The organism is Pseudomonas sp. GM102, from assembly GCF_000282555.1.
GTDB lineage: Bacteria > Pseudomonadota > Gammaproteobacteria > Pseudomonadales > Pseudomonadaceae > Aquipseudomonas.
Window position 1 is genome coordinate 56,440 of sequence record NZ_AKJB01000001.1, and the last position, 25,993, is coordinate 82,432.

At 59.5% G+C, this 25,993-nt stretch carries 30 protein-coding genes; 16 read left to right on the forward strand and 14 right to left on the reverse strand.

Annotated elements, in window-relative coordinates:
• The first annotated feature begins 60 nt into the window (after window positions 1-60).
• Complete coding sequence (locus PMI18_RS28910; RefSeq protein ID WP_007894224.1) at window positions 61-546, forward strand: chemotaxis protein CheW; 486 nt, start codon at window positions 61-63, stop codon at window positions 544-546.
• The gene (locus PMI18_RS28905; RefSeq protein ID WP_007894225.1) at window positions 547-939 is read left to right on the forward strand and encodes a DUF2802 domain-containing protein; all 393 of its coding nucleotides are present in this window, start codon (window positions 547-549) and stop codon (window positions 937-939) included.
• A gap of 169 nt (window positions 940-1,108) precedes the next feature.
• On the opposite strand, the gene PMI18_RS28900 is transcribed toward PMI18_RS28905, so the two are convergent.
• Window positions 1,109-1,438, reverse strand: coding sequence for an EscU/YscU/HrcU family type III secretion system export apparatus switch protein (locus PMI18_RS28900; protein WP_007894226.1), 330 nt, complete (start codon window positions 1,436-1,438; stop codon window positions 1,109-1,111).
• Window positions 1,435-3,009 carry a flagellar hook-length control protein FliK gene (gene fliK, locus PMI18_RS28895; RefSeq protein ID WP_007894227.1) on the reverse strand — a complete coding sequence of 525 codons (1,575 nt, stop codon included), beginning with the start codon at window positions 3,007-3,009 and terminating at the stop codon, window positions 1,435-1,437. The genes PMI18_RS28900 and fliK overlap by 4 nt, the downstream gene beginning before the upstream one ends.
• Before the next feature lie 197 nt (window positions 3,010-3,206).
• On the opposite strand from fliK, the gene ccmA reads away from it, so the two are divergent.
• From ccmA to PMI18_RS28845, 10 genes are all read left to right on the forward strand, one after another.
• Complete coding sequence (ccmA, locus tag PMI18_RS28890; protein WP_007894233.1) at window positions 3,207-3,842, forward strand: cytochrome c biogenesis heme-transporting ATPase CcmA; 636 nt, start codon at window positions 3,207-3,209, stop codon at window positions 3,840-3,842.
• The gene (gene ccmB, locus PMI18_RS28885) at window positions 3,839-4,507 is read left to right on the forward strand and encodes a heme exporter protein CcmB (protein ID WP_007894238.1); all 669 of its coding nucleotides are present in this window, start codon (window positions 3,839-3,841) and stop codon (window positions 4,505-4,507) included. Before ccmA ends, ccmB begins: the two co-directional genes overlap by 4 nt.
• A gap of 80 nt (window positions 4,508-4,587) precedes the next feature.
• Window positions 4,588-5,343, forward strand: coding sequence for a heme ABC transporter permease (locus PMI18_RS28880; RefSeq protein ID WP_007894240.1), 756 nt, complete (start codon window positions 4,588-4,590; stop codon window positions 5,341-5,343).
• Window positions 5,340-5,516 carry a heme exporter protein CcmD gene (gene ccmD, locus PMI18_RS28875; RefSeq protein ID WP_007894243.1) on the forward strand — a complete coding sequence of 59 codons (177 nt, stop codon included), beginning with the start codon at window positions 5,340-5,342 and terminating at the stop codon, window positions 5,514-5,516. The genes PMI18_RS28880 and ccmD overlap by 4 nt, the downstream gene beginning before the upstream one ends.
• Window positions 5,513-5,968: a cytochrome c maturation protein CcmE gene (gene ccmE / locus PMI18_RS28870; RefSeq protein WP_007894244.1), complete on the forward strand. Its 456-nt coding sequence runs from the start codon at window positions 5,513-5,515 to the stop codon at window positions 5,966-5,968. Before ccmD ends, ccmE begins: the two co-directional genes overlap by 4 nt.
• Before the next feature lie 3 nt (window positions 5,969-5,971).
• Window positions 5,972-7,960 carry a heme lyase CcmF/NrfE family subunit gene (locus PMI18_RS28865; protein WP_007894245.1) on the forward strand — a complete coding sequence of 663 codons (1,989 nt, stop codon included), beginning with the start codon at window positions 5,972-5,974 and terminating at the stop codon, window positions 7,958-7,960.
• Complete coding sequence (locus PMI18_RS28860) at window positions 7,957-8,493, forward strand: DsbE family thiol:disulfide interchange protein (RefSeq protein WP_007894246.1); 537 nt, start codon at window positions 7,957-7,959, stop codon at window positions 8,491-8,493. Before PMI18_RS28865 ends, PMI18_RS28860 begins: the two co-directional genes overlap by 4 nt.
• Complete coding sequence (locus PMI18_RS28855) at window positions 8,490-8,963, forward strand: cytochrome c-type biogenesis protein (protein WP_007894247.1); 474 nt, start codon at window positions 8,490-8,492, stop codon at window positions 8,961-8,963. The genes PMI18_RS28860 and PMI18_RS28855 overlap by 4 nt, the downstream gene beginning before the upstream one ends.
• Window positions 8,956-10,158, forward strand: a complete 1,203-nt coding sequence (ccmI, locus tag PMI18_RS28850; protein ID WP_007894248.1) for a c-type cytochrome biogenesis protein CcmI — start codon at window positions 8,956-8,958, stop codon at window positions 10,156-10,158. The genes PMI18_RS28855 and ccmI overlap by 8 nt, the downstream gene beginning before the upstream one ends.
• 14 nt (window positions 10,159-10,172) lie before the next feature.
• Window positions 10,173-10,574 carry a hypothetical protein gene (locus PMI18_RS28845; RefSeq protein WP_007894249.1) on the forward strand — a complete coding sequence of 134 codons (402 nt, stop codon included), beginning with the start codon at window positions 10,173-10,175 and terminating at the stop codon, window positions 10,572-10,574.
• Window positions 10,575-10,630: 56 nt separating this feature from the next.
• On the opposite strand, the gene PMI18_RS28840 is transcribed toward PMI18_RS28845, so the two are convergent.
• On the reverse strand, window positions 10,631-11,206 hold the full coding sequence (locus tag PMI18_RS28840; RefSeq protein ID WP_033035584.1) for a PIN domain-containing protein: 576 nt from the start codon (window positions 11,204-11,206) through the stop codon (window positions 10,631-10,633).
• A complete protein-coding gene (locus PMI18_RS28835; protein WP_007894251.1) occupies window positions 11,203-11,670 on the reverse strand; it encodes a helix-turn-helix domain-containing protein in 468 nt (155 codons plus the stop codon). The genes PMI18_RS28840 and PMI18_RS28835 overlap by 4 nt, the downstream gene beginning before the upstream one ends.
• Window positions 11,671-11,939: 269 nt before the next feature.
• On the opposite strand from PMI18_RS28835, the gene PMI18_RS28830 reads away from it, so the two are divergent.
• Complete coding sequence (locus PMI18_RS28830) at window positions 11,940-12,152, forward strand: type II toxin-antitoxin system HicA family toxin (RefSeq protein ID WP_007894253.1); 213 nt, start codon at window positions 11,940-11,942, stop codon at window positions 12,150-12,152.
• A complete protein-coding gene (locus PMI18_RS28825) occupies window positions 12,152-12,556 on the forward strand; it encodes a type II toxin-antitoxin system HicB family antitoxin (RefSeq protein ID WP_007894254.1) in 405 nt (134 codons plus the stop codon). Before PMI18_RS28830 ends, PMI18_RS28825 begins: the two co-directional genes overlap by 1 nt.
• 98 nt (window positions 12,557-12,654) lie before the next feature.
• Here the strand turns inward: PMI18_RS28825 and PMI18_RS28820 are convergent, their stop codons facing one another.
• The 9 genes from PMI18_RS28820 to gcl form a co-directional block, all read right to left on the reverse strand.
• A complete protein-coding gene (locus PMI18_RS28820; protein WP_007894255.1) occupies window positions 12,655-13,860 on the reverse strand; it encodes an MFS transporter in 1,206 nt (401 codons plus the stop codon).
• 186 nt (window positions 13,861-14,046) lie between these two features.
• A complete protein-coding gene (locus PMI18_RS28815) occupies window positions 14,047-15,045 on the reverse strand; it encodes a sulfate ABC transporter substrate-binding protein (protein WP_007894256.1) in 999 nt (332 codons plus the stop codon).
• A 106-nt stretch (window positions 15,046-15,151) separates the two neighbouring features.
• A complete protein-coding gene (locus PMI18_RS28810) occupies window positions 15,152-15,976 on the reverse strand; it encodes an ion transporter (RefSeq protein WP_007894257.1) in 825 nt (274 codons plus the stop codon).
• A gap of 21 nt (window positions 15,977-15,997) precedes the next feature.
• Window positions 15,998-16,912 carry an urea transporter gene (locus PMI18_RS28805; protein WP_007894258.1) on the reverse strand — a complete coding sequence of 305 codons (915 nt, stop codon included), beginning with the start codon at window positions 16,910-16,912 and terminating at the stop codon, window positions 15,998-16,000.
• A gap of 203 nt (window positions 16,913-17,115) precedes the next feature.
• Window positions 17,116-18,531, reverse strand: a complete 1,416-nt coding sequence (gene pyk, locus PMI18_RS28800; RefSeq protein ID WP_007894259.1) for a pyruvate kinase — start codon at window positions 18,529-18,531, stop codon at window positions 17,116-17,118.
• A complete protein-coding gene (locus tag PMI18_RS28795; protein ID WP_007894260.1) occupies window positions 18,521-19,801 on the reverse strand; it encodes a glycerate kinase type-2 family protein in 1,281 nt (426 codons plus the stop codon). The genes pyk and PMI18_RS28795 overlap by 11 nt, the downstream gene beginning before the upstream one ends.
• Before the next feature lie 150 nt (window positions 19,802-19,951).
• The gene (locus PMI18_RS28790) at window positions 19,952-20,842 is read right to left on the reverse strand and encodes a 2-hydroxy-3-oxopropionate reductase (RefSeq protein ID WP_007894261.1); all 891 of its coding nucleotides are present in this window, start codon (window positions 20,840-20,842) and stop codon (window positions 19,952-19,954) included.
• A gap of 211 nt (window positions 20,843-21,053) precedes the next feature.
• Entirely contained in the window at window positions 21,054-21,836 is a 783-nt protein-coding gene (hyi, locus tag PMI18_RS28785) for a hydroxypyruvate isomerase (RefSeq protein ID WP_007894262.1), read from the reverse strand.
• Window positions 21,837-21,975: 139 nt separating this feature from the next.
• Entirely contained in the window at window positions 21,976-23,751 is a 1,776-nt protein-coding gene (gene gcl / locus PMI18_RS28780) for a glyoxylate carboligase (RefSeq protein WP_007894263.1), read from the reverse strand.
• Between the two features lie 266 nt (window positions 23,752-24,017).
• On the opposite strand from gcl, the gene PMI18_RS28775 reads away from it, so the two are divergent.
• Together PMI18_RS28775 and PMI18_RS0129190 are read left to right on the forward strand one after the other, a co-directional pair.
• On the forward strand, window positions 24,018-24,458 hold the full coding sequence (locus PMI18_RS28775; protein WP_007894264.1) for a GlcG/HbpS family heme-binding protein: 441 nt from the start codon (window positions 24,018-24,020) through the stop codon (window positions 24,456-24,458).
• A gap of 208 nt (window positions 24,459-24,666) precedes the next feature.
• On the forward strand, window positions 24,667-25,125 hold the full coding sequence (locus PMI18_RS0129190) for an REP-associated tyrosine transposase (RefSeq protein ID WP_033035586.1): 459 nt from the start codon (window positions 24,667-24,669) through the stop codon (window positions 25,123-25,125).
• Between the two features lie 129 nt (window positions 25,126-25,254).
• Here PMI18_RS0129190 and PMI18_RS28770 read toward each other — a convergent pair whose 3' ends face one another.
• Entirely contained in the window at window positions 25,255-25,860 is a 606-nt protein-coding gene (locus tag PMI18_RS28770) for a TetR/AcrR family transcriptional regulator (protein WP_007894269.1), read from the reverse strand.
• Between the last annotated feature and the right edge of the window lie 133 nt (window positions 25,861-25,993).

The following is a 25,993-nucleotide window of genomic DNA, read 5'->3' on the forward strand; positions in this document are numbered from 1 at the left end:
TTGTTGAATGCCGCCAACAGAACACACACCGCCAGAAGCGGTTTTTCGAGGGGTCAGGGTATGAGTAATCAAGCGACGAATGCAAAAGGTTCTGAAGATCCGATCCTGCAATGGGTAACCTTCAAACTGGACAATGAAACCTACGGCATCAACGTGATGCGCGTTCAGGAAGTCCTGCGTTATACCGAGATCGCCCCGGTCCCGGGTGCCCCGAGCTACGTGCTGGGCATCATCAACCTGCGCGGTAATGTGGTCACCGTGATCGACACCCGTCAGCGCTTCGGCCTGATGAATGCCGAGATCAGCGACAACACCCGCATCGTCATCATCGAAGCCGATAAGCAAGTGGTCGGCATCATGGTCGACAGCGTGGCTGAAGTGGTTTACCTGCGTCAGTCGGAAATCGAGACCGCGCCAAACGTCGGTAACGAAGAGTCCGCCAAGTTCATTCAAGGCGTGTGCAACAAGAACAACGAACTGCTGATCCTGGTCGAACTGGACAAGATGATGAGCGAAGAAGAATGGTCGGAACTGGAGAGTATCTGATTGATTCTTGAGGTAGCTGTCATTGTCCTGTTCCTCTTCTGGGCAGGCACGCTGGCGATGTTCCTGGCGTACATCCGCGCTCAGCGGCAGATCGCCGCGCAACAGGCCGAGGGCGATGCGCTGCGCGATCAGCGCATCAAGGACCTGGCCAAACGCGTCGACGACTACCAGAGCGGCAACGTGCGCATGGGTGAAGACCTGCACGAACTGCGCGCTGTCGTCGGGCCGTTGCCGGACAAACTGGCTCAGCTGGAGCAGCGTGATCCGTCGAGTCTTTCATTCGCCCAGGCGGCACGCCTGGTGGGGATGGGGGCCAGCGTCGATGAACTGACTCAGTCTTGCGGCTTGACCCAGGCTGAGGCGGAGTTGATGAGCAAGTTGCATAGAAACTGAGAAGATCAAGAGATCGCAGCCTCGTTGCACTCGACAGCTCCTACAGGGTGTACACAATGGAGATCGTTCCCACGCTCTGCGTGGGAATGCCTCTTGGGACGCTCTGCGTTCCGCTGTTGTGTGACGCAGAGCGTCACGGGCTGCATTCCCACGCAGAGCATGGGAACGATCAGTAATCATCCCCGCGATCAGTCACATCCTTCTCTACCATCACCGCATGCGGATCATGCCCTGCCGGAAACTTGCCCTTCAAATTCCACGCAAACGCAATGATCTCGGCAATCGTGCGATACAACTCCTCGGGAATACTCTCCCCCAATTCCATCCGCGCCAGCAGTTTCACCAGTTCGGCGTTTTCGTAGATCGGCACTTCGTAATCGCGGGCAATCTGCAGAATGGCTTCGGCCAGTTCTTCGTCACCTTTGGCCGTGAGGGTAGGGGCGTGGCTGCCGTCGTATTTGAGGGCGATGGCCTGGCGCGGTGCGGTGGACTTGTTCATGCGGTTTCGTCGACCCAGCGTTGTTCGAGGCGGGTTTGGGGGCCCTGTGGCGGTGTGCCGAGGTGGCAATCCAGATCGCCGACGTTCAGGCCTGACGCCAGTAGGCGTTCGCGCAGCCCGGCCAGATTACTTTCGATCAGGCTGGCGGTGTACGGCCGTTCGGCCCATAGCTGACTGGAGAGGCTGCCTTTGATCAGCTGGGCCTGAATCTGCAATGGCCCTAACGGCTCCATGTCGAACGCCAGATCGACTCGCCACAATTGTTGCTTGGGTTCGCGTTCGTCACGGCGTTCGTGCGGTTGTTCTTTCTCGGGTGCTTCTTCGCGCTGGAATTTGACCTGCAACGGCACGATGTCCTGCAGGTTGCGCATGGGGATTTCCAGTTGCCAGGTGTTGAGCAGGCGCCCATCGTCAGTGAGGCCGGTCTGTTCCAGGCTCGACAGTTGATGGCTTTGCAGGCGTGAAACGGCCGCCGCAGCCAAACGCAGCAAGTGCTCCAGATCGTTTTCACCGTCCTGACTTTGCAGCAGACGCTCCGGTAGCGGGAAACTGGTCGGCAACGGTTTGGCGCTGACTTGCCCAAGCATTCCCAGGGCGCTGCGCACGAAACTCGGCAGCGCTTGCGCCAGTGTATTGGCGGCGATGATCGCGTTGAGATTGGTGTTGGCCGGCAGGCTCGGCGTCAGTTGTGCGATCAACTTGAGCAGGTCGCCTTTCATGTCTGGCGTCAGCGTCGGGTTTTGACCGACGAGGAGTTTCGCTTCGAGGAACAGGCCGCTGTTGGCCAGCGCCTGGGCCAGGCCTTTGGGCGTACTCAGTTGCTGAATGTCTGGCAGGCCGGCGAGCAGTTTGTCCACGGCGACGCGCAGGCCGCTGGAGGTCTGATCCGACGGCGGCAGGTTTTGCAGGACTTTGATCAAGCCATCCAGAGAACCTTGGCGACTTTGCTGGCTGACCAGTTGCTGTGTCACCGCCAACTGTTCCTGGCGGCTGCTCAACGGGACGAATTTCAGGGTCTGGGTGTCCTGGACCAAGGCGCTGAGCAATGTACCGATGCGCAGTGGCGTCGGGCTGTCGATGCTCAGCGTGCTGCCACTCAGCGCAGTGTTGAGCAGGCTCACCATCGAGCGAAACACCGTCGGCTGGCCCGGTACCTGCGGCATTACCTGAGCGGTCAGTACTTTGCCTTGCAGCAACGTCCCGACCGGCAGTTGCGCCGTGTCGATGCGGGTGAGGGTAGCGACGCTGGAGGCGATGGCCTGTTGCACCGTGATGGCCAGGTTGCTCGCTGACGGTTGGGTGATCGCCAGGCTGGTGCCTTGGGGCAACGGCTGAGCGCTAGTGGCCTGAACGGTGGTCTGGTGACCGCTGTCGAGGGTGACCTTGAGCAACAGTTGAAAGGTCTGATCCGTCTGCTTGAGCGACAGCACTTCAGCCTTGGCGGTTTGCCCAACGGAGATCAGGCCCTCCATCGGCGTCAGCAGCTTGAGTAGATCACCACTCACCACCAGCGGCCGCGAAGTCGCGGGCGTGGTCGGCGGCAGCGGGAGGATGTTCATTTCGCCTGTCATACGCGGTCACAACCTGAGGAAAATGCACTCTTTAGAGTAGGGCATGGCATGTATAATGCCGCCCGTCTTTCGGGGAGTGGCGAAAACATTGCATTTGTTTGACGCAGCTCTCTAGAACAAGCCGCCAATGCATCTATGCTGCATCTCTTTAGCGGCCGCTCCGCCGCCGACTTGAACCGCAAAAGGCCCGTGATCTCTTGACCAGTCCTGTCCTGCAAACCGTTGCCCTTGCCTGTGAGCGAGACCTTCGGCTGCTCTTCGAAAATCTCGAATTGAGACTGGCCAGTGGTGAAATGTTGCAAATCAGTGGCCCCAACGGGAGTGGCAAGACCAGTCTTTTACGTCTGCTTTGCGGTCTCATGCAGCCCACTGCCGGTCAGGTGTTACTCAATGGCCAGCCATTGAACGAGCAACGCTTTGAGCTGGCGCGTAACCTGCTGTGGATCGGCCATGCCGCCGGGATCAAGGATTTGCTGACGCCGGAAGAGAATCTGAGCTGGCTTTGCGCCTTGCATCAACCGGCCTCCCATGAGGCGATCTGGCAGGCGCTGACGGCAGTCGGACTGCGCGGTTTCGAGGATGTTCCTTGCCACACACTGTCTGCCGGGCAGCAACGCCGGGTCGCGTTGGCGCGGTTGTACCTGGAAAGCCCGCCGCTATGGATCCTCGATGAGCCGTTCACCGCGCTCGACAAACAAGGCGTGGCGCAACTCGAAGAACACCTGGCTGCGCACTGCGAACGGGGGGGGATGGTGGTTCTCACCACTCACCACACGTTGACCCGGATGCCGGCCGGCTATCGCGATATTGATTTGGGGAACTGGGCCGTATGAGTGTTTTCGGCCTGTTGGTCGCCCGCGAGGCACGTTTGCTGTTCCGCCGTCCTGCCGAATTGGCGAATCCGCTGGTGTTCTTCGCCATCGTCGTCTCTTTGTTCCCGTTGGCGGTCGGCGCCGGGCCTCAATTGTTGCAAACCTTGTCCCCGGGGTTGGTCTGGGTGGCAGCGCTTTTATCAGTCTTGCTCTCGCTGGACGGGCTCTTTCGCAGTGATTTCGAAGACGGATCGCTTGAGCAGTGGGTCCTTTCGTCGCACCCCCTGCCTCTTCTGGTTTTGGCCAAGGTACTGGCACACTGGGCCTTTTCCGGCCTGGCACTGGTTTTGCTCGCACCCCTGCTGGCGTTGATGCTCGGTTTGCCAACCGCCTGTCTGCCGGTGTTGCTGCTTTCTTTATTGCTCGGTACACCGGTGCTGAGCCTGCTCGGTGCGGTGGGCGCAGCGCTGACGGTAGGATTGAAGCGCGGCGGCCTGTTGCTGGCGCTGCTGATTCTTCCGCTGTACATCCCGGTGTTGATTCTCGGCAGTGGCGCCTTACAGGCGGCATTGCAGGGCATGCCGGCGACCGGTTATCTCTTGTGGCTTGGTAGCCTGACCGCCCTGGCGATAACCCTGACACCTTTTGCAATAGCTGCTGGCCTGAAGATCAGCGTCGGCGAATAATGAGGTCTGGTCATTTTTTGATCAGTAAAGACCCTTTGGCTGCTTCGTGATGACGAGCAGCACCCGTGATGGAAACAGCAATGAACTGGACCTGGTTTCATAAGCTCGGCTCACCCAAATGGTTTTACGGCATCAGTGGCAAACTGCTGCCGTGGCTGAGCGTCGCGGCGTTGCTGCTGATTAGCGTCGGCGTGGTCTGGGGCCTGGCCTTCGCGCCGCCGGACTACCAGCAAGGCAACAGCTTTCGCATCATTTACATCCACGTTCCCGCCGCCATGCTGGCGCAGTCCATCTACGTGATGCTGGCCGTGTGCGGCATCGTCGGGCTGGTCTGGAAGATGAAGCTGGCCGACGTCGCCCTGCAATGTGCCGCGCCGATCGGTGCCTGGATGACCGCCGTGGCGCTGGTCACCGGCGCGATCTGGGGCAAACCGACCTGGGGGTCGTGGTGGGTCTGGGATGCACGACTAACGTCCATGCTGATTCTGCTGTTTCTGTACTTCGGTCTTATTGCGCTGGGCAACGCCATCAGCAATCGTGACAGCGCCGCCAAGGCCTGCGGGGTATTGGCGATCGTCGGCGTGATTAACATTCCGATCATCAAGTACTCGGTGGAGTGGTGGAACACCCTGCACCAGGGCGCGACCTTCACCCTCACCGAAAAACCGGCGATGCCCGTAGAGATGTGGCTGCCGCTGCTGCTGACGGCGCTGGGTTTCTACTGTTTCTTCGGCGCGGTGCTGTTGCTGCGCATGCGCCTTGAAGTGCTCAAGCGCGAAGCCCGGGCGAGTTGGGTGAAAGCCGAAGTGCAGAACAGCCTGGAGGTCGTTCGATGAGTTTCGCTTCATTCGGCGACTTTCTCGCCATGGGCCATCACGGCCTGTATGTCTGGTCCGCCTATGGCATTAGCCTGGCGGTGCTGGCCCTCAACGTGGCGGCGCCGATCCTGGCCCGCAAGCGGTATCTGCAACAAGAGGCGCGTCGTCTGCGCCGGGAGAACGGCAAGTGAATCCCCTGCGTAAAAAGCGTCTTATCATCATTTTCGCGATCCTGGTCGGCGTCGGTGCTGCCGTTGGCCTGGCCTTGAGCGCCCTGAAGCAGAACATCAATCTGTTTTATACCCCGACCCAGATCGCCAACGGCGAAGCGCCGCAAGACACACGCATCCGCGCGGGCGGCATGGTCGAGAAAGGTTCGCTGCAACGTTCCGGGGATTCCCTGGACGTGAAATTCATCGTCACCGACTTCAACAAATCCGTGACCATCAGCTATCGCGGCATCCTGCCGGATCTGTTCCGCGAAGGGCAGGGCATCGTCGCCCTGGGCAAGCTCAACGCTGATGGCGTGGTGGTGGCCGACGAAGTACTGGCCAAGCACGACGAGAAGTACATGCCGCCGGAAGTGACCAAGGCGCTGAAAGACAGTGGTCAATCCGCCCCCACATCCGCGAAGGAGGGTTGATCCATGACTTCCGGCATCTTTATCCCCGAACTCGGCCACCTGGCCATGATCCTGGCGCTGTGTTTCGCGTTGGTTCAAGCCGTTGTGCCGTTGCTCGGTGCCTGGCGTGGCGATCGCTTGTGGATGAGCCTGGCCCAGCCGGCCGCGTGGGGTCAGTTCGCTTTTCTGTTGTTCGCGTTCGGTTGCCTGACGTACGCCTTCATGGCCGACGACTTCTCCGTCGCTTATGTGGCCAGCAACTCCAACAGCGCCTTGCCTTGGTACTACAAGTTCAGCGCGGTGTGGGGCGCTCACGAAGGTTCGTTGCTGCTGTGGGCATTGATTCTCGGCGGCTGGACCTTCGCGGTGTCGGTGTTCTCCCGCCAGTTGCCGCAAGTGATGCTGGCTCGCGTATTGGCAGTGATGGGCATGATCAGCACCGGTTTCCTGCTGTTCCTGATCCTGACGTCCAACCCTTTCGCCCGAATCCTGCCGCAGATGCCGACGGATGGTCGCGACCTCAATCCACTGCTGCAAGACATCGGCCTGATCGTTCATCCGCCGATGCTGTACATGGGCTATGTCGGTTTCTCCGTGGCGTTTGCCTTCGCCATCGCCGCACTGCTGGGCGGTCGCCTCGATGCGGCGTGGGCGCGCTGGTCCCGTCCGTGGACCATCGTCGCCTGGGCCTTCCTCGGTATCGGCATTACGCTAGGCTCCTGGTGGGCCTATTACGAACTTGGCTGGGGCGGCTGGTGGTTCTGGGACCCGGTGGAAAACGCATCCTTCATGCCTTGGCTGGTGGGCACGGCGCTGATTCACTCGTTGGCGGTCACGGAAAAACGTGGCGTGTTCAAGAGCTGGACGGTGTTGCTGGCGATCGCTGCGTTCTCGTTGAGTTTGCTCGGGACCTTCCTCGTACGCTCCGGCGTGCTGACCTCGGTTCACGCCTTTGCGTCCGACCCTGAACGCGGTGTGTTCATCCTGATCTTCCTGCTGTTTGTGGTAGGTGGTTCGCTGACGCTGTTCGCTCTGCGCGCGCCGGTGGTCAAGAGCCACGTAGGCTTCAACCTCTGGTCTCGGGAAACCCTGCTGCTGGGCAATAACCTGGTGCTGGTGGTGGCAGCGTCGATGATCCTGCTCGGCACCTTGTATCCATTGATCCTCGACGCGATGACCGGCGCCAAACTGTCGGTCGGCCCGCCGTACTTCAACGCGCTGTTCATTCCATTGATGGCGATACTGATGGTGGTGATGGCGGTCGGCATGCTAGTGCGCTGGAAAGACACGCCGGTCAAATGGCTGATGAGCATGTTGACCCCGGTGTTGCTCGGTAGCGCTGCGCTGGCCGTCGTGGCGGGCGTCGCTTACGGCGATTTCAACTGGGCGGTGCTGGCGACGTTCATGCTGGCTGCCTGGGTGTTGCTGGCCGGTTTGCGGGATATCTTCGACAAGACTCGCCATAAGGGTTTGATCAAAGGTCTGCCAACCCTGACCCGCAGCTATTGGGGTATGCAGATCGCGCATTTGGGCATTGCCGTGTGCGCGCTGGGTGTCGTGTTGTCGAGCCAGAACAGTGCCGAGCGTGATCTGCGCCTGGCGCCGGGTGAATCCATGAGCCTGGCCGGTTATCAGTTTGTGTTCGAAGGCGCCAAGCACTTCGAAGGGCCGAACTTCACGTCCGACAAGGGCACCGTACGGGTGATCCGCGACGGCAAGGAAGTCAGCGTGCTGCACCCGGAAAAACGCCTGTACACCGTGCAGAATTCGGTGATGACCGAAGCCGGGATCGACGCCGGTTTCACCCGTGACCTTTACGTCGCATTAGGCGAGCCGCTGGGCGAGGGCGCCTGGGCGGTCCGCGTGCACGTCAAACCGTTCGTGCGCTGGATCTGGTTCGGCGGTCTGCTCACAGGTTTCGGCGGTTTGCTGGCGGCGCTGGATCGTCGTTATCGGGTCAAGGTGAAAAGCCGCGTGCGTGAAGCGCTCGGCATGACGGGAGCCACCGCATGAGACGTTGGTTGATGCTGTTGCCACTGGCGATTTTTCTGGTGGTTGCTGTTTTTCTGTATCGGGGTCTGTACCTGAACCCGGCCGAGCTGCCTTCGGCGATGATCAACAAACCGTTCCCTGAGTTTTCGCTGCCCTCGGTGCAGGGTGACAAAACCCTGACCAAAGCGGACATTCTGGGTAAACCGGCACTGGTCAACGTCTGGGGCACCTGGTGCATTTCCTGCCGGGTCGAGCACCCGGTGCTGAATAAATTGGCGCAGCAAGGCGTGGTGATCTACGGCGTCAACTACAAGGACGTCAACGCCGATGCCTTGAAGTGGCTGGCCGAGTTCCATAACCCGTATCAACTGGACATCCGTGACGATGCCGGCACCCTGGGCCTGAACCTCGGCGTATACGGCGCACCGGAAACTTTCTTCATCGACGCCAAGGGCATCATCCGCGACAAATTCGTCGGCGTGATCGACGAGCAAGTCTGGCGCGAAAAACTGGCGGCCAAGTATCAGGCGCTGGTCGACGAGGCCAAGCCATGAAGCGCTGGATTGCCGCCGCCGTGCTGGGTTTGAGCATGGCCGGTGTGGCCCACGCGGCCATCGACACCTACGAGTTCGCCAAAGAAGGCGACCGTGAGCGTTTTCGCGAGCTGACCAAAGAGCTGCGTTGCCCCAAGTGCCAGAATCAGGACATCGCCGATTCCAATGCCCCGATCGCTGCCGACCTGCGTAAAGAGATTTTTCGCATGCTCGGCGAGGGCAAGGACAACCAGCAAATCATCGATTTCATGGTCGACCGTTACGGTGATTTTGTCCGCTACAAACCTGCCCTCAACGCCAAAACCGCACTGCTCTGGTTCGGCCCCGCCGGTCTGTTGCTGGGCGGTTTTGTGATCATCGCCGTGATCGTCCGCCGTCGTCGCGTGCAACGCACTGACAGCCCGGACACGCTTTCTGCCGAGGAGCGCGAGCGCCTCGACCACCTGTTGGATAAAACCAAGAATGATTGATTTCTGGCTCGCTGCAGGCCTGCTGCTCCTGGTTGCCCTGAGTTTTTTGCTGATCCCCGTTCTGCGTGGTCGTCGCGCCCAGCTTGAAGAGGACCGCACGGCATTGAACGTCGCGCTTTATCAGGAGCGCGTGGCTGAGTTGCAGACTCAGCAGGAGGAGGGCGTACTCAACGCCGAACAAATGGACACCGGCCGCGCCGAAGCTGCCCGTGAACTGCTCGCCGACACCGAAGGCGTCGAAGCGCCGCGCGTGTCGCGTCTGGGCAAGCCGTTGCCATTGCTGGCGGCGATTCTGGTGCCAGTGTTGGGCCTTGGGTTGTACCTGCATTTCGGCGCCAGCGACAAAGTCGAGCTGACCCGCGAATTCGCCCAGGCGCCACAATCGATGGAAGAAATGACCCGTCGCCTGGAGCGTGCGGTTGCCGCCCAACCGGACTCGGCCGAAGGCCTGTACTTCCTCGGCCGCACCTACATGGCTCAGGACCGTCCGGCCGATGCGGCGAAGATCTTCGAGCGCACAGTGACTCTGGCTGGTCGTCAGCCGGAACTGCTCGGGCAGTGGGCCCAGGCCCAATACTTCGCCGACGGCAAGAAGTGGTCGGACAAGGTCCAGGCCCTGACCGACGAAGCGCTGAAAGCTGATCCGAAAGAAGTCACCAGCCTCGGTCTGCTGGGCATCGCGGCCTTTGAAAGTGAGCGTTATCAGGACGCCATCGACTATTGGAATCGCCTGCTGGCGCAACTGCCGCCGGATGATAAATCCCGCGTCGCGCTGCAAGGCGGCATTACTCGGGCCGCCGAGAAGCTTGAAGCCAGCGGTGGCAAGGTTGCCCAAGCGCCTGCAGTTAAAGCTGCTGCACTGCTCAAAGTGCAAGTCGATCTGGCGCCAGAGCTCAAAGCCAATGTCCTGCCGGGTGACAGCGTGTTCATCTTCGCCCGCGCCATTTCCGGCCCACCCGCGCCGCTGGCCGCCAAGCGTCTGACCGTCGCCGACTTGCCGGCAACCGTCGAACTGGGTGATGCCGACGCCATGATGCCGCAGTTGAAACTGTCGAACTTCCCTGAAGTCCAACTGGTTGCGCGCATCTCCCGCGCTGGCCAACCGACTGCCGGCGAATGGATCGGTCGCAGCCAACCCTTGGCCACCAGCACCACCGCGCAACAAAAACTGATCATCGACAGCCCGGATAAATAACAGGAAGCGCCACCATGACCGCCATCGCTCGTATCACTCTCCTCAGTATGGTTTTGGGGTTAAGCGCCTGTGCGGTCCAGCAGCCCGAGCCCACACGACTGCCGCCAATCCAGCCTTCGCAGCCGAGCACCAAACCGGCTCCAACGACACCGAGCAAACCGAGTACCCCGGTCAAACCGTCCAAGCCGATTCCACGCACCTCCGCCAGCTTCGCCCCGCCACCGGGGGGCAATAGTCATTGGGACGCGAAACTCGGCGTTTACGTTCTCGATGATCAAACCAATACCTTCTACCGCCAGCGCACCTACTACCGCTGGAACAACGGCTGGAGTCGCTCGATCAGCCCGAACGGGCCATGGGAGGAGACGGACATCCATGGCGTGCCGGGTGGGTTAGGCAGAAAATTCGGGCAGTGAATGGAAACGGCGATCTGAGGATCGCCGTTTTGCTTTTTGGGGTTTGCGGAAGGCGATTAAAGAATGGCTCGATAGTGGGTCAACGCCTTGCTCGACCGAATCAGGCCTTGGCGTAACAGCAGATCAAGATAGGTGCCGACATCCATTGGCGGCATCTTTAGCTGTTTGCGTTGCCGTTGTGCTGCAGCGACAACCGCTGCCGGGTCCAGGTCAAAGAGGTTATCGACGAATTCGTCAGGATGCTGCGCCTCGATACCAAAGGGTCCGAGTGTTTCATCGGGAAAGTCTTTCTGATTAAAGGTCACGATGACACTGGCGTTGCAGCGTATGGCGGCAGCCAGAACATGGCGGTCATCGATGTCGGGCAGCGTGAGCCCTTCGATCAGTGTTTCGTAACCGGATACGCAAGCATCGGGTATGGCCTGATCCATCAAGTCGGACGTGCGATCCAATTGCTCTGTTGTCAGGTCCGGGCGGTTTTTCAGCAGATTGCGCTTCCATTCGTTGTGTATCTCCAGTGACCATCGTGCCCTGAAACGTCCCGAGAGCGCGAGCCACATCAGAAAATCTCTCAAGGGTGCGGGGTACAAAACACATGCGTCATATACAGCGGTAAAAGGGGAATGCCTCACTCGTATCCTGTCCTTAACGCTTGTGCTTGCTCGGCGAGAAGCATCATTGCTTGCTCGCTGGCGGTGTCGCGCCGGTTTTTATAGTCCATCAAATCGGCAAAGCGCACACGTCGGTGCTTGCCGGTTTTGTGGTAGGACAACTCGCCGGACTCCAGCAGTTTGATCAGGTGCGGGCGTGAGACATTGAGTAAGTCCGCCGCTTCCTGGGTGGTCAGTTCCGCGTGAACCGGGACGACCTTTACCGCGTTGCCTTCTGCCAATGCCGCGAGGATGTCGACCAGCAATCGAAGGGCTGAAGTGGGCAGTTCGATGCTGTGAGCTTCATTCTGTTCGTCGAAAATCTGGATGCGTTGTGTTTCGAACTGAGTCGCGAGATAGGCAGCGAGAGCGCGCTGACCTTCGATAGCGGCCTGAACTTCGCGCGCCATGGGCAAGTTGATCGGTGGGTGGAGGACTAAGGACATGATGAAATTCCAACATTCTGAGTAGCGATGCTGGAAGGCTATTCGAATCAAACGAAAATCGCAATAAACGAAACAAGAGCTTGTTTAAGGTTCTTTTGCCAGCAAGGTCTGGACGTAATCGACAAACGCCCGAGCCTTAACACTGGCCAGCTCCGGTCCGATCAAATCAACACCCTGTAAAACAACCGAGCGTCGTGATCAGGATTTTTGTGCTTGAGTAAAAATAACCCTAGGGTTATTTTTGTTGGGCCGGAGCAAGGAGGCTGGTGGTGCAGAGCAGGTTATTGATCAAGGAACTGATAGAGGCGGGCTGGACACTGGACCGGGTCTCCGGCAGTCATCACATCTTCACTCACCGTTACAACCCTTACACGATACCCGTCCCTCATCCGAAGAAGGATTTGCCGATCGGGACGGTCAAAAGCATCAGGAGGCGAGCCGGGCTTTATTGCCCGGGAGCCAGTTTGGCAGGAGATCCATAATGCAATACCCAATCTGTATCGAGTGGGGCGACGAGAACACCGCCATCGGTATTCAGATCCCCGATATTCCTGGTGCCGTTACGGCCGGGGATACGTTTGAAGATGCTTACAACGCGGCGGTCGAAATTGCCCACATCATGCTGCAGGAGATCATGGCAGACGGGGAGTCGATTCCGATGCCGACCTCCGCGGCTGCGCACCGCGAGAATCCGGAATTTGCCGACATGGGTTGGGGAATGCTGGAACTCGACATCTCGCAATATCTGGGCAAGACCGAGAAGGTCAACGTGACACTGCCTGGCTACGTGATCCAGCGCATTGACCGCTATGTGCGAGAGCACAATGTCAAAAGCCGCTCCTCCTTTCTCGCGGATGCGGCGATGGAGAAGCTGGTTCGGCATTGAGTGGTATCAACCAAATCGCCTTCGCGGGCAAGCCTCGCTCCTACAGGGTTAGCGTAAGACCTGTAGGAGCGAGGCTCGCCCGCGAAGCTTTTAGCATCCTAAGCCGTTGCCAACGAACGCCTTTGCGAAACACTCAAAAACCGCAACAACGCCAACAGCGGAAACGCACTACCCACAATCACGATCCACAACCAGCCGCCATGCTCATACACCGCGCTGGCCACCGAAGAACCAAACGCGCCGCCGATGAAGATGCTGGTCATGTACAGCGCATTCAGACGGCCCCGGCTTTTAGCGTCGAGGGTGTAGACCGCGCGCTGTCCGAGAACCATGTTCATTTGCACGCAGAAATCCAGCACCACCCCCGTCACGGCCAGGCCGATAACGCTGTAGACCGGGTGGATGAAGGCGGGCAGGAAGCTCAGACTGGCGAATAGCAGGGCCAGCAGCGAAGCGATGCGGGTATGGCCAGCATCGGCCAGTCGACCGGCGATGGGTGCAGCAATCGCGCCTATGGCGCCGACCAGGGCGAAGATCGCGATCTGGGTTTGCGACAAGCCATGATTGCGCGACAGTTCCAGCGGTACTGCAGTCCAGAACAGACTGAATGTGGCGAACATGCAGGCTTGGTAAAACGCCCGCTGACGCAATACCGGCTGCCGACGTAACAGCGTCCAGAGCGAACCCAACAACTGGCCATAAGAAGCGCTGTGATCAGGCTGGCGCTTGGGAATGGTCAGGGTCAGCACAATGCTGATGGCCGCCATCAACACCGCTGCGATGACGAACATCGCCCGCCAGCCGAAGTGGTCGGCTACTACGCTGGACACTGGTCGAGCCAGCAGAATCCCCAGCAGCAACCCCCCCATGATGCCGCCGACCACGCGGCCACGCGATTCTTCCGGCGCCAGGTGGGCGGCCAGAGGAATCAGGATTTGCACCGACACCGAGCTGAACCCCACCAGCAACGAGATCAGCAGAAACACGTTCGGCTGATCGGTGAACGCCGCGCCCAGCAGACTGGCAATCGCCACCACGGTGGTGATGATCATCAAGCGGCGGTTTTCCAGTAGATCTCCCAGCGGCACCAGGAAGAACAGACCCAGCGCATAACCAATCTGCGTCAGCGAAACGATCAGGCTGGCCATGGTGTCGGTCAGGCCGATGTCCGGCGCGATCAGGCCGATGATCGGCTGGGCGTAGTAGATGTTGGCTACGATGGCGCCGCAGCAGAAGGCGAAGAGCAGCACCATGCCTCGGGTCATTGTGGCGGCACCGTGGGGTACCTGAGTCGCTGGGTTCATAACGTGGCTCGTTGAACAAGAAGGAATGCGGGGAGGCTAATTGGCTGACTAGAGCGGCGGAAGAGGGAATAGCGTGATAGTAATCATGCCTCTGAAGAATGATTGAGAGAGGCCGTTCATTGGGCCTTCAAGCTCCCACAAAAAAAGGCGACCTTTCATAGGTCGCCTTTTCATTGGCCTCAGGAATTACTGACCGCTGTAAATCTGATCAAAAACCCCACCATCATTGAAGTGGGTCTTCTGCACAGTGCGCCAGTCACCAAAGGTCTTCTCCACCGAAAGGAAATCCACTTTCGGGAAGCGATCGGTGTACTTGGCCAATACCGCGGGATCACGTGGACGCAGGTAGTTTGCCGCAGCAATCTCCTGACCTTCCGGCGACCACAGGTACTTCAAATACTCCTCAGCAGCGGCGCGAGTGCCTTTTTTCTCGACCACTTTGTCGACCACGGACACCGGAGGTTCCGCTTCAGCGGAAACACTTGGGTAAATCACTTCAAACTGATCACGACCAAATTCACGCGCAATCATTTCCGCTTCGTTTTCGAAGGTCACCAGCACGTCGCCGATCTGGTTGGTCATGAAGGTGGTCGTGGCCGCACGGCCGCCGGTATCCAGCACCGGTGCCTGTTTGAACAGCTTGCCAACGAAGTCCTTTGCCTTGCCCTCATCGCCGCCGTTTTTCAGTACATAACCCCAGGCCGAAAGGTAGGTATAGCGGCCGTTGCCCGAGGTTTTCGGGTTGGGGACGATCACTTGCACGCCGTCCTTGAGCAGGTCCGGCCAGTCTTTCAGGGCTTTCGGGTTGCCTTTGCGCACGATAAACACCGTGGCCGACGTGAACGGTGCGCTGTTGTTTGGCAGGCGCGTGACCCAGTTGTCCGGGACCAGTTTGCCGTTGTCCGCCAGAGCGTTGATGTCGGTGGCCATGTTCATGGTGATGATGTCTGCCGGCAGGCCATCGATCACTGAACGCGCCTGTTTGCTGGAACCGCCGAAGGACATCTGCAGCGTGATGTTTTCGTTGTGCTCGGCTTGCCAGTGTTTCTGGAAGGCAGCGTTGTAGTCCTTGTAGAAATCTCGCATCACGTCGTAGGAAACGTTAAGCAGGGTCGGTGCAGCCTGTGCCACGCTGCCCAAGGCCAGGCCCGCGGCCAGAAGTGAGGCGCCAAAGAGTTTTTTCACTGCGCATTCCTTGTTTTATCAAACATGTTCTATGGAAAGTGTTGGCAATTTGCCGGCGACTATAGCCGGGCTCGCATAGTCCTTTAAAGATTAAAAAGCACTTTGCTTATTCCAGTTTCTTGAACAGTGCATTGCCGCAACGCGAGCAAAATGCTGCGCTGTGTTCATGGCTGTTTTTCTGGCAGGTCGGGCAATCGTGTTGCAGTTGTTCACCGCGCATGGCATTAGCCAGTTCCGCGGTAAAAATCCCCGTCGGTACAGCGATGATCGAGTAACCGGTGATCATCACCAGCGACGAAATCACCTGACCCAACGGCGTTTTTGGCACGATATCGCCAAAGCCCACGGTGGTCAGTGTGACGATGGCCCAATAGATGCCTTTGGGGATGCTGGTGAAGCCGTGTTCCGGGCCTTCGATCACGTACATCAGCGTGCCAAATACCGTCACCAGGGTGCTGACGCTGAGCAGAAACACCACGATCTTCTGTTTGCTGCCGCGCAACGCCGTCATCAAATAGTTGGCTTGCTTCAGGTACGGGCTGAGTTTGAGCACGCGGAAAATCCGCAGCATCCGAATGATCCGGATGATCAGCAGGTACTGCGCATCGCTGTAGTACAGCGCGAGAATGCCGGGCACGATCGCCAGCAAATCCACCAGCCCATAGAAGCTGAACGCGTAGCGCAGCGGCTTGGGCGAGCAGTACAGGCGCAGGCCGTATTCGATGGCGAAAACGATGGTGAAGCCCCATTCGATGTACGCCAGCATGTCGGCGTAGTTCTGATGAACGCTGTCGATACTGTCCAGAATCACGATCACCAGGCTCGCCAGGATGATCAACAACAGAATGCTGTCGAAGCGCCGACCGGCCGGGGTATCGGATTGGAAAATGATGACGTAAAGGTCATCACGCCAGTTTTTATTGCTGTCCATGGAAAACGCCTGAACCGAGAATCAGCGAAGCCTAGGGTGATTCTCCCTGGTAGCGCAAGGCGCGCTTTCCATGGCGGCCTGACGCAACACCCGAATGCCTGCGCGAATCAGCCAGCAGGCGAGGATGAAGGGGGCAGTCAACGTGGCCAGGCCGAGTGCGGCGAACCCCGGTGTGAGCAACACCGCCAGCAGGATTCCCAACAATGGCAGCCAAGGCTGGCGACGATTTTGGCTGAAGGCGAGGGCGGCGAGCACGGCGTTGTAGCCGCTCAAGCCCTGTAAGGCGCTTGAAGTGTCGTGGTGCAGCAAGGCGAAGATGAGACCAGCAGCGGAGCCGAGCAGCGCCCACAGGAAGGCACGACGGTCAGCGATCATCAAACCCGTTGCAATCAGAGCACCGGCCAGCGGATGACCGAGAAACAGCACCTGACCGAGCCCTTTCAATGACGCGGCGAGCAAATTGAGTGTGGTCATTTCGATCAGCGGCGCGGGTTGCTGGGGAGCGGCAAACGACAGTAGCAACCAACTTATCCCGACAAAGGGCGCGGTGTAGGCGGGAAGGCAATGGTGATCGCGCGAACGCTTGAGCCATTGCTGGGTGAGCATCGCGCTCAGGCCGCCAGCGGCAATGATCAGCGGCGGCAGCAGCGCCGACCATGGGAAATAAAGGCTCAGCAGCAGACCGAGCAGAATACCGTTGTAACTGAACAGCCCGGCCTGACGATCAGCCTTGGTGTAACCGCGACGTTGCGCGGTGAGCAACCCGGCGACCCCTCCCAGCAACGCACCGCCGAGCAGGGCCGGGGTGCTGAACAGAATCGCCAACAGACACAGCAGACCGCACAGCGGATGGCGCTGGAGAAAGATCTGGCTGAAGCCATTGAGCAGGGCAGTGGCCCAGTCGGGGCAGTGGGTGTTGAAGTGGTGGGCAGGCATGGGTGGGGTCTAGGGCAGAGAAAATCCAGGGTCTTGCACAAAAACTGTGGCGAGGGAGCTTGCTCCCGCTGGGCTGTGGAGCAGCCCTGAAATCAGCAATGCGGTCTTTCTGTTGAAACCGTCATGCCGAAGCGACGACTGCTTCGCAGACGAGCGGGAGCAAGCTCCCTCGCCACAGGGGTAGTTCTTCCAGGAGTAGTTCTTTAAATCAACGTCTCAATGCGCAATGAGTTGGTCGACCCCGGCTGCCCGAACGGCACCCCCGCAGTAATCAGCAACGTATCGCCGCGTTGAGCCATGCCCTGTGCCTGGGCAATCTCCAACGCCGTCGAGCACACTTCGTCCACCTGGCGCAGCCGATCGTTGACCACCGAATGCACGCCCCACGCCACCGTCAAACGCCGTGCAGTTTGCAAATTCGGCGTCAGGTTGAGGATCGGCACCGTTGGCCGTTCCCGCGCAGCCCGCAGGCTAGAGGTTCCGGACTCGCTGTAATTCACCAGCACCGCCACCGGTAGCACGTTGCTGATGCGGCGGATGGCGCAACTGATCGCGTCCGACACCGTGGCCTCGGCTTTCGGCCGGCTCACGTCCAGTTGGGCCTGATAGTCCGGGCCGTTTTCCACCTGACGGATGATCTTGCTCATCATCTGCACCGCTTCCAGCGGATACTCGCCGGACGCGGTTTCCGCCGACAGCATCACCGCGTCCGCGCCTTCGGCCACCGCGTTGGCGACGTCAGTGACTTCGGCGCGGGTCGGTGCAGGAGAGAAACGCATCGACTCCAGCATCTGCGTTGCTACCACCACCGGTTTACCGAGTTGGCGGCAAGTGCTGATGATGTTTTTCTGAATCTGCGGCACGCTCTCGGCCGGGACTTCCACGCCCAAGTCACCGCGAGCGACCATAATCGCATCGCTCAATTCGGCGATTTCCCGCAGTTGAGTCACGGCCGATGGCTTCTCGATTTTCGCCATCAAAAACGCCTTGTCACCAATCAGTGCGCGGGCTTCGCGGATGTCTTCCGGGCGTTGCACGAATGACAGCGCAACCCAGTCCACCCCCAGCTCCAGACCGAAGCTCAAGTCGCGACGATCCTTGGTGGTCAACGGGCTCAGGTCGAGCACCGCTTGCGGCACGTTGACGCCTTTGCGGTCCGACAGCTCGCCGCCATTGAGCACCGTGGTGTCAATGGCATCGGCGTACTTGGTCACCACCCGCAGGCGTAGCTTGCCGTCGTCCAGCAGCAGGTCCATGCCGGGCGTAAGCGCGGCGATGATTTCCGGGTGAGGCAAGTTGACCCGGCGTTCATCACCCGGCGTCGGGTCCAGGTCCAGACGCAAGGCCTGACCGCGATGAAGCTGCACTTTGCCTTGGGCGAATTTGCCGACCCGCAATTTCGGGCCTTGCAGGTCCATCAGTATCCCCAACGGGTAATTCAGTTGGCGCTCGACTTCACGAATCCACTGATAGCGCTGGGCGTGGTCGGCGTGATCGCCGTGGCTGAAGTTCAGACGAAAAATATTGACCCCGGCCTGCACCAGCTCACGGATGTCGTCGATTCCGTTGGTGGCCGGGCCAAGGGTGGCGAGAATTTTGACCTTCTTATCAGGCGTCATGTTTAGTGCTCTCGAGAATCAGGATGGCGCGGAAGTCGTTCACGTTGGTGCGGGTCGGTTCGGTGACGATCAGCGCATCCAGCGCGGCGAAATAGCCGTAGCCATTGTTGTTGTCCAGTTCATCGCAGGCAGCGAGGCCGAGGGCGGCAGCGCGGGTGTAACTGTCTGGGGTCATGATGGCGCCGGCGTTGTCTTCGGAACCGTCGATGCCGTCGGTGTCACCGGCCAGCGCGTAGACGCCGGGCAGGCCTTTGAGGCTGTCGGTCAGGCTCAGCAGGAATTCGGCGTTGCGCCCGCCACGGCCATTGCCGCGCACGGTGACGGTGGTTTCGCCGCCGGACAGAATCACGCACGGCGCTGCCAGCGGCTGGCCGTGCTGGACGATCTGCCGCGCAATGCCGGCATGGACCTTCGCCACGTCCCGAGATTCACCTTCCAGGTCGCCGAGAATCAACGGACTGAAACCGGCCTGACGGGCTTTCACCGCTGCCGCTTCGAGCGATTGCTGTGGGCGTGCGATCAACTGGAAATGACTGCGGGCCAGGCTCGGATCGCCGGGTTTTACCGTTTCCGATTCCGGGCTTTGCAACCAGTTACGCACCGAGGCCGGAACTTCGATGTCGTAACGCTTGAGGATCGCCAGCGCTTCGGCCGAGGTGCTCGGGTCGGCCACGGTGGGCCCGGACGCGATGACCGTGGCGAGATCGCCCGGTACATCGGAAATCGCATAGGTATAAACCGTGGCTGGCCAGCAGGCTTTGCCCAGACGACCGCCCTTGATTGCCGAGAGGTGCTTGCGCACGCAATTCATCTCGCCGATGGTCGCGCCGGATTTGAGCAGCGCTTTGTTGATCGACTGTTTGTCGGCGAGGGTGATGCCGGCGGCGGGCAAGGCGAGGAGGGCAGAGCCACCGCCCGAGAGCAGGAAGATCACGCGGTCGTCTTCAGTCAGGTCGCTGACCAGTTCCAGTACCCGTTTCGCCACGGCCAGGCCGGCAGCATCCGGCACTGGGTGCGCGGCTTCGACCACTTCGATTTTTTCGCACGGTGCGCCATGGCCGTAACGGGTCACCACCAGGCCGGACACTTCGCCCTGCCAGCAGCGCTCGACCACCTGGGCCATGGCGGCTGCGGCTTTACCGGCGCCGATGACGATCACCCGACCGCTGCGATCTTTGGGCAAATGGGCTTCGAGGACGTGCTGCGGATGGGCCGCGTCGATGGCTGTGGCAAACAGCTCGCGCAGCAATTGTTGCGGATCGACCGACATGGCGGGCTCCCGGAATTCTTGTTATTGGGGAAAGCTGCTTGCCCCTGTAGGAGCGAGGCTTGCCCGCGAACCGGCCACCTCGGTGTTTCTGCTGCACCGAGGCGATCCCTTCGCGGGCAAGCCTCGCTCCTACAGGGGCGGGTGATGGCTTTACTTATCGCGAATCGAGAAATTCGCCATGTGTTCCAGGCCTTTGATCAGCGCCGAGTGGTCCCAGTTGCTGCCACCGATGGCCGCGCAGGTACTGAACACTTGCTGGGTATTGGCGGTGTTCGGCAGGTTGATGCCCAGTTCGCGAGCGCCGGCCAGGGCCAGATTGAGGTCCTTCTGGTGCAGACTGATGCGGAAGCCCGGGTCGAAGGTGCCCTTGATCATGCGTTCGCCGTGAACTTCGAGAATCTTCGACGACGCGAAGCCACCCATCAGCGCTTCACGCACCTTGGCCGGATCAGCACCGTTTTTCGAGGCGAACAGCAAGGCTTCGGCGACGGCCTGGATGTTCAGCGCAACGATGATCTGGTTAGCCACTTTCGCGGTTTGACCGTCGCCGTTGCCGCCCACCAGGGTGATGTTCTTGCCCATGGCCTGGAACAGCGGCAGGGCGCGTTCGAAGGCATCGGCATCGCCGCCGACCATGATGCTCAGGGTCGCAGCCTTGGCGCCGACTTCGCCGCCGGAAACCGGGGCGTCGAGGTACTGCGCGCCTTTCTCGTTGATCTTGGCAGCGAAGGCTTTGGTGGCAGTCGGCGAGATCGAGCTCATGTCGATCACGACTTTGCCCTTGCTCACGCCTGCTGCAACGCCATCGGCGCGGAACAGCACGTCATCGACCTGCGGGGTATCCGGGACCATGACGATGATGAATTCGGCTTCCTGGGCCACTTCTTTCGGGTTCGCCAGGGCGATGGCGCCAGCAGCGACCAGATCGGCAGGGGCTGGGTCGTGGTGCGCCGACAGGAACAGGCTGTGACCGGCTTTCTGCAGGTTCAACGCCATTGGGTGGCCCATGATGCCGGTGCCGATAAATCCGATTTTAGCCATGAGAAAATCCTCTTGTTTTTGTGTAGCCAAATAATGTGCGCGTGGCTGAGGTAGACACATACTGTGGCGAGGGAGCTTGCTCCCGCTGGGTTGCGAAGCGACCCCAAAACAGCCACTGCGGTGTGTCAGGTAGAACTCGCTCGCAGGTTTTACGTCTGCTTCGCAGCCGAGCGGGAGCAAGCTCCCTCGCCACAATGGTTCTGTTTCAACTTCAAATCGCGTTATGGGTTTTCAACCAGCCCAGTCCCGCCTCGGTGGCGGCCAGCGGCTTGTATTCACAGCCAACCCAACCCTGATAACCGATGCGGTCCAGGTGTTCGAACAGGAAGCGGTAGTTGATTTCACCGGTGCCCGGTTCGTTGCGCCCTGGGTTGTCGGCCAACTGGATGTGGTTGATCTCGCCCAAGTGCGCAGCCATGGTCCGGGCCAGGTCGCCCTCCATGATTTGCATGTGATAGATGTCGTATTGCAGGAACAGGTTGGCGCTGCCGACTTGTTCGCGAATCGACAGGGCTTGCGCCGTGTTGTTCAGGTAGAAGCCTGGGATGTCACGGGTGTTGATTGCTTCCATCACCAGTTTGATGCCCACCGCTTGCAGCTTGTCGGCCGCGTACTTGAGGTTGGCGACAAAGGTCTTTTTCACGGTGGCATCGTCGACACCTTGTGGACGAATACCGGCCAGGCAATTGATCTGGGTATTGCCCAGTACTTTGGCGTAAGCGATGGCCAGATCGACACCGGCGCGGAATTCTTCGACCCGATCCGGCAGGCAAGCGATACCGCGCTCGCCCTTGGCCCAGTCACCGGCCGGCAGGTTGAACAGCACCTGGGTCAAGCCATTGGCATCGAGCCTGGCCTTGATTTCGGCGGAGCTGAAATCGTAGGGAAACAGGTATTCGACACCACTGAAGCCGGCCTTGGCGGCAGCGTCGAAACGGGCAAGAAAATCCTGTTCGGTGAACAGCATGGACAGGTTGGCTGCGAAACGCGGCATGGTGGTCTCCCGTTTAAAGTTATCGTTCCCACGCTCTGCGTGGGAATGCCTCATTGGACGCTCTGCGTCCGCTGTTGGGACGCGGAGCGTCCCGGGCTGCATTCCCACGCAGAGCGTGGGAACGATCATCAATCAGCAGTTAATCGAGCAACGAAATCGCCGTCGGAGCATCGTTACCGACCAGTGCCAGGTCTTCGAATTCGTTGACGGCGTTGATCTCGGTGCCCATGGAAATGTTGGTCACGCGCTCCAGAATGATTTCGACGATCACCGGCACCTTGAACTCCTCGATCAGTTCCTGAGCCTTGCGCAGGGCAGGCTGGATCTGAGCCGGTTCGAACACCCGCAACGCCTTGCAACCCAGGCCTTCGGCGACCGCGACGTGGTCGACACCATAACCGTTGAGTTCCGGAGCGTTGAGGTTGTCGAAAGACAACTGCACGCAGTAGTCCATGTCGAAACCGCGCTGAGCCTGACGGATCAGCCCCAGGTACGAGTTGTTCACGACAACGTGGATGTACGGCAGCTTGAACTGCGCGCCCACCGCCAGTTCTTCGATCATGAACTGGAAGTCGTAGTCGCCCGAAAGCGCTACAACCTTACGGGTCGGATCAGCCTTGACCACGCCGAGTGCGGCCGGAATGGTCCAACCCAAGGGACCGGCCTGGCCGCAGTTGATCCAGTGACGTGGCTTGTAGACGTGCAGGAACTGCGCGCCGGCTATCTGCGACAGACCGATAGTGCTGACGTAGCAGGTGTCCTTGCCGAACACCTGGTTCATCTCTTCGTACACCCGTTGCGGCTTGACCGGTACGTTGTCGAAGTGAGTCTTGCGCTGCAGGCTGGCTTTGCGTTGCTGGCAGTCTTGCAGCCAGGCACTACGGTTTTTCAACTTGCCGGCGGCTTGCCATTCGCGAGCGACTTCGATGAACACGGTCAACGCGGCAGCAGCGTCGGACACGATGCCCAGGTCCGGGGTGAACACGCGGCCGATCTGGGTCGGTTCAATGTCGACGTGAATGAACTTGCGGCCTTCGGTGTAAACGTCGACCGAACCGGTGTGACGGTTGGCCCAACGGTTACCGACGCCCAGCACCACGTCCGACTTCAGCATCGTGGCGTTGCCGTAGCGGTGCGAGGTTTGCAGACCAACCATGCCGACCATCAGCGGGTGATCGTCCGGGATGGTGCCCCAGCCCATCAGGGTCGGGATCACTGGAATGCCGGTCAGCTCAGCGAACTCCACCAGCAACTCGCTGGCGTCGGCATTGATGATGCCACCACCGGCCACCAACAGTGGGCGCTCAGCCTGATCGAGCATGGCCAGGGCCTTCTCGATCTGTACGCGATTAGCGGTTGGCTTGGCCAGCGGCAGCGGCTCGTAGGCGTCGATGTCGAATTCGATTTCGGCCATCTGCACGTCGAACGGCAGGTCGATCAGCACTGGGCCTGGGCGGCCGGAGCGCATTTCATAGAAGGCTTTCTGGAACGCGTAAGGCACCTGGCCCGGCTCCATAACGGTGGTCGACCACTTGGTGACCGGCTTGACTATGCTGGTGATGTCGACGGCCTGGAAATCTTCCTTGTGCATCCGGGCCCGCGGTGCCTGGCCGGTAATGCAGAGGATAGGAATCGAGTCGGCCGAGGCGCTGTAAAGCCCGGTGACCATGTCCGTACCGGCAGGGCCGGACGTGCCGATGCACACGCCAATGTTGCCGGCCTTGGTGCGGGTGTAACCCTCGGCCATGTGCGAGGCGCCTTCAACGTGGCGAGCGAGGACGTGATCGATGCCACCGACCTTCTGCAAGGCGGAGTACAGCGGGTTGATCGCGGCGCCCGGGATGCCAAAAGCGGTATCAACCCCTTCACGGCGCATCACCAGAACGGCGGCTTCGATTGCTCTCATTTTGCTCATGGTTTTGTGCCTCTTACGTTTTGTAATTGTATACAAGTGGCTTTGCGCAGAGTGTATTCACGGCGGACGGCGCAGGTCAATCCATTTTCTCAAGCAGCTGTTTCATTCGTCGGAAGCCCAAAGAACTGTGGCTTTTCGTCGCATGTGGCGCTTTTCGAGAATTATTGTATACAAAAAAATAATTTATTGTGTTCTATTTGTTGTATCGGATTGCGCAACAGAAAGCAATCCAACGGCTTTCCCAATAACAAAATGAGGACGGCACCATGAGCGCTTTAACCTTGAACGTCGCAGTCAACCTGGCCAATCAAGCCATCTCCGCAGGTCGCGCAATCTCTGCCGCGCCCTTGACCGTTGCCGTGCTGGACGCCGGCGGGCACTTGATAACGCTGCAGCGCGAAGACGGCGCCAGCCTGCTACGCCCGCAGATCGCCATCGGCAAAGCCTGGGGCGCCATCGCCCTGGGCAAGGGCTCACGCCTGCTGGCCCAGGACGCCCAACAACGCCCGGCCTTCTTCGCCGCGCTGAATAGCCTGGGGCAGGGCAGCGTCGTCCCGGTACCGGGCGGCGTGTTGATTCGGGATCAGGATGGGAGTGTGTTGGGGGCGGTGGGCATCAGTGGTGATTTGTCTGATGTTGATGAGCAATGTGCAATCAGGGCGATCGAGACGCAGGGGTTGAGGGCGGATGCGGGGGTGGTTGGTTGATCTTCAGCGTCTGATCGAATGTCATCGCGGGCAAGCCCGCTCCCACAGTTTTTTGGTGGACACAGAATCTGTGAACACCTTCGATTCTTGTGGGAGCGGGCTTGCCCGCGATGGCGGCCTCATGGACACATCCAGATAACGGACTGTCGCGGTCTATGGGCCGCTGAGGTCTAGTCTTCTGATGAATCCATCACGAAGGGGCAACGGATTGCCTGATCTTCCTGCTTCACATCGCCTACGAACGGGGCGCTATGCCGAACCCAATCGAATCTACTTACTGACTACCAATACACTTGATCGCGAGCCGGTATTTGCGGATTTCGCATTGGGCAGGTTGGTTGTTCATCAATTTCGCCAAGCACAGAACACAGGGTTAGTGAATTCACTGGCATGGGTGGTCATGCCTGATCACTTCCATTGGCTTGTCGAATTGGAGAAATGTTCGCTCAGTAATCTGATGCGTCAAACCAAGTCACTGATTACGCGGGAGGTGAATCTTTCCAGTAACAGGAACGGACCACTTTGGCAGCAGGGCTATCACGACCGGGCATTGAGGCGAGAAGAAGACTTGGTGAAGATGGCACGGTATGTAGTGGCCAATCCATTACGGGCAGGTCTTGTAGAGCGGCTTGGCGACTATCCGTTGTGGGATGCCATCTGGCTTTAAGAATTTAGATCGAGTCGCCTTCATCGCGGGCAAGCCCGCTCCCACAAGGATTGGGGTGTTCACATATTTTTTGTACACCACCGAACCTGTGGGAGCGGGCTTGCCCGCGATTGGGGTTCGCTCAGTCTATCAGTCCAGCTCACACCCCTTGAGCACCAGCCGGATAATCGTTTGCGCCGCCGCCTCATAGTCGGCCTCATCCAGCTTGGCTTTCCCGGTAACCGCAGAGATCTGCCAGTCGAAGTCGGCATAGGTCTGGGTCGCGGCCCAGATGCTGAACATCAGGTGGTTGGGGTCGATCGGGGCGATCTGGCCCCGGTCGATCCAGGTCTGGATGCAGTCGATGTTGTGCCTGGCCTGGCCGTTGAGCTGCTCGACCAGGTCAGGGCTCAGGTGTGGGGCGCCGTGCATGATTTCGCTGGCGAACACCTTGGAGGCGAAGGGCAGGTCACGGGAGATGCGGATTTTCGAGCGAATGTAGCCGCTCAGCACTTCGCTGGGTACGCCATCGGCGTTGAACGGCGTCGAGGCCTGCAGGATCGGCACGATGATGCTTTCCAGGACCTCGCGGTAGAGGTTTTCCTTGGATTTGAAGTAATAGTAGACGTTAGGCTTGGGTAGCCCGGCCTTGGCCGCGATGTCACTGGTTTTGGTCGCAGCGAAGCCCTTGTCGGCAAATTCTTCACTGGCGGCACGCAGGATCAGTTCTTTGTTGCGCTCGCGGATGGTGCTCATAAACCAAGGAGTTCCTTGCCTGTTCTGGCGGTTGCGCATGGTAGCACCGGCCTCGCGCGGCGCTCAAGAATGCCCCGTCTGGCCTCGGGTCGCGCTATGCTGCGCACCATTCATTCAAGAAGGAAACCTGATT

What these genes read in the sequence shown, in the direction of transcription:
- PMI18_RS28910 (WP_007894224.1), top strand. Translation starts at nt 61, where the DNA reads ATGAGTAATCAAGCGACGAATGCAAAAGGTTCTGAAGATCCGATCCTG.
- PMI18_RS28900 (WP_007894226.1), bottom strand. Translation starts at nt 1,438, where the DNA reads ATGAACAAGTCCACCGCACCGCGCCAGGCCATCGCCCTCAAATACGAC.
- fliK (WP_007894227.1), bottom strand. Translation starts at nt 3,009, where the DNA reads ATGACAGGCGAAATGAACATCCTCCCGCTGCCGCCGACCACGCCCGCG.
- ccmB (WP_007894238.1), top strand. Translation starts at nt 3,839, where the DNA reads ATGAGTGTTTTCGGCCTGTTGGTCGCCCGCGAGGCACGTTTGCTGTTC.
- PMI18_RS28880 (WP_007894240.1), top strand. Translation starts at nt 4,588, where the DNA reads ATGAACTGGACCTGGTTTCATAAGCTCGGCTCACCCAAATGGTTTTAC.
- ccmD (WP_007894243.1), top strand. Translation starts at nt 5,340, where the DNA reads ATGAGTTTCGCTTCATTCGGCGACTTTCTCGCCATGGGCCATCACGGC.
- PMI18_RS28865 (WP_007894245.1), top strand. Translation starts at nt 5,972, where the DNA reads ATGACTTCCGGCATCTTTATCCCCGAACTCGGCCACCTGGCCATGATC.
- PMI18_RS28860 (WP_007894246.1), top strand. Translation starts at nt 7,957, where the DNA reads ATGAGACGTTGGTTGATGCTGTTGCCACTGGCGATTTTTCTGGTGGTT.
- PMI18_RS28855 (WP_007894247.1), top strand. Translation starts at nt 8,490, where the DNA reads ATGAAGCGCTGGATTGCCGCCGCCGTGCTGGGTTTGAGCATGGCCGGT.
- ccmI (WP_007894248.1), top strand. Translation starts at nt 8,956, where the DNA reads ATGATTGATTTCTGGCTCGCTGCAGGCCTGCTGCTCCTGGTTGCCCTG.
- PMI18_RS28845 (WP_007894249.1), top strand. Translation starts at nt 10,173, where the DNA reads ATGACCGCCATCGCTCGTATCACTCTCCTCAGTATGGTTTTGGGGTTA.
- PMI18_RS28835 (WP_007894251.1), bottom strand. Translation starts at nt 11,670, where the DNA reads ATGTCCTTAGTCCTCCACCCACCGATCAACTTGCCCATGGCGCGCGAA.
- PMI18_RS28825 (WP_007894254.1), top strand. Translation starts at nt 12,152, where the DNA reads ATGCAATACCCAATCTGTATCGAGTGGGGCGACGAGAACACCGCCATC.
- PMI18_RS28820 (WP_007894255.1), bottom strand. Translation starts at nt 13,860, where the DNA reads ATGAACCCAGCGACTCAGGTACCCCACGGTGCCGCCACAATGACCCGA.
- PMI18_RS28810 (WP_007894257.1), bottom strand. Translation starts at nt 15,976, where the DNA reads ATGGACAGCAATAAAAACTGGCGTGATGACCTTTACGTCATCATTTTC.
- PMI18_RS28805 (WP_007894258.1), bottom strand. Translation starts at nt 16,912, where the DNA reads ATGCCTGCCCACCACTTCAACACCCACTGCCCCGACTGGGCCACTGCC.
- pyk (WP_007894259.1), bottom strand. Translation starts at nt 18,531, where the DNA reads ATGACGCCTGATAAGAAGGTCAAAATTCTCGCCACCCTTGGCCCGGCC.
- PMI18_RS28795 (WP_007894260.1), bottom strand. Translation starts at nt 19,801, where the DNA reads ATGTCGGTCGATCCGCAACAATTGCTGCGCGAGCTGTTTGCCACAGCC.
- PMI18_RS28790 (WP_007894261.1), bottom strand. Translation starts at nt 20,842, where the DNA reads ATGGCTAAAATCGGATTTATCGGCACCGGCATCATGGGCCACCCAATG.
- hyi (WP_007894262.1), bottom strand. Translation starts at nt 21,836, where the DNA reads ATGCCGCGTTTCGCAGCCAACCTGTCCATGCTGTTCACCGAACAGGAT.
- gcl (WP_007894263.1), bottom strand. Translation starts at nt 23,751, where the DNA reads ATGAGCAAAATGAGAGCAATCGAAGCCGCCGTTCTGGTGATGCGCCGT.
- PMI18_RS28775 (WP_007894264.1), top strand. Translation starts at nt 24,018, where the DNA reads ATGAGCGCTTTAACCTTGAACGTCGCAGTCAACCTGGCCAATCAAGCC.
- PMI18_RS28770 (WP_007894269.1), bottom strand. Translation starts at nt 25,860, where the DNA reads ATGAGCACCATCCGCGAGCGCAACAAAGAACTGATCCTGCGTGCCGCC.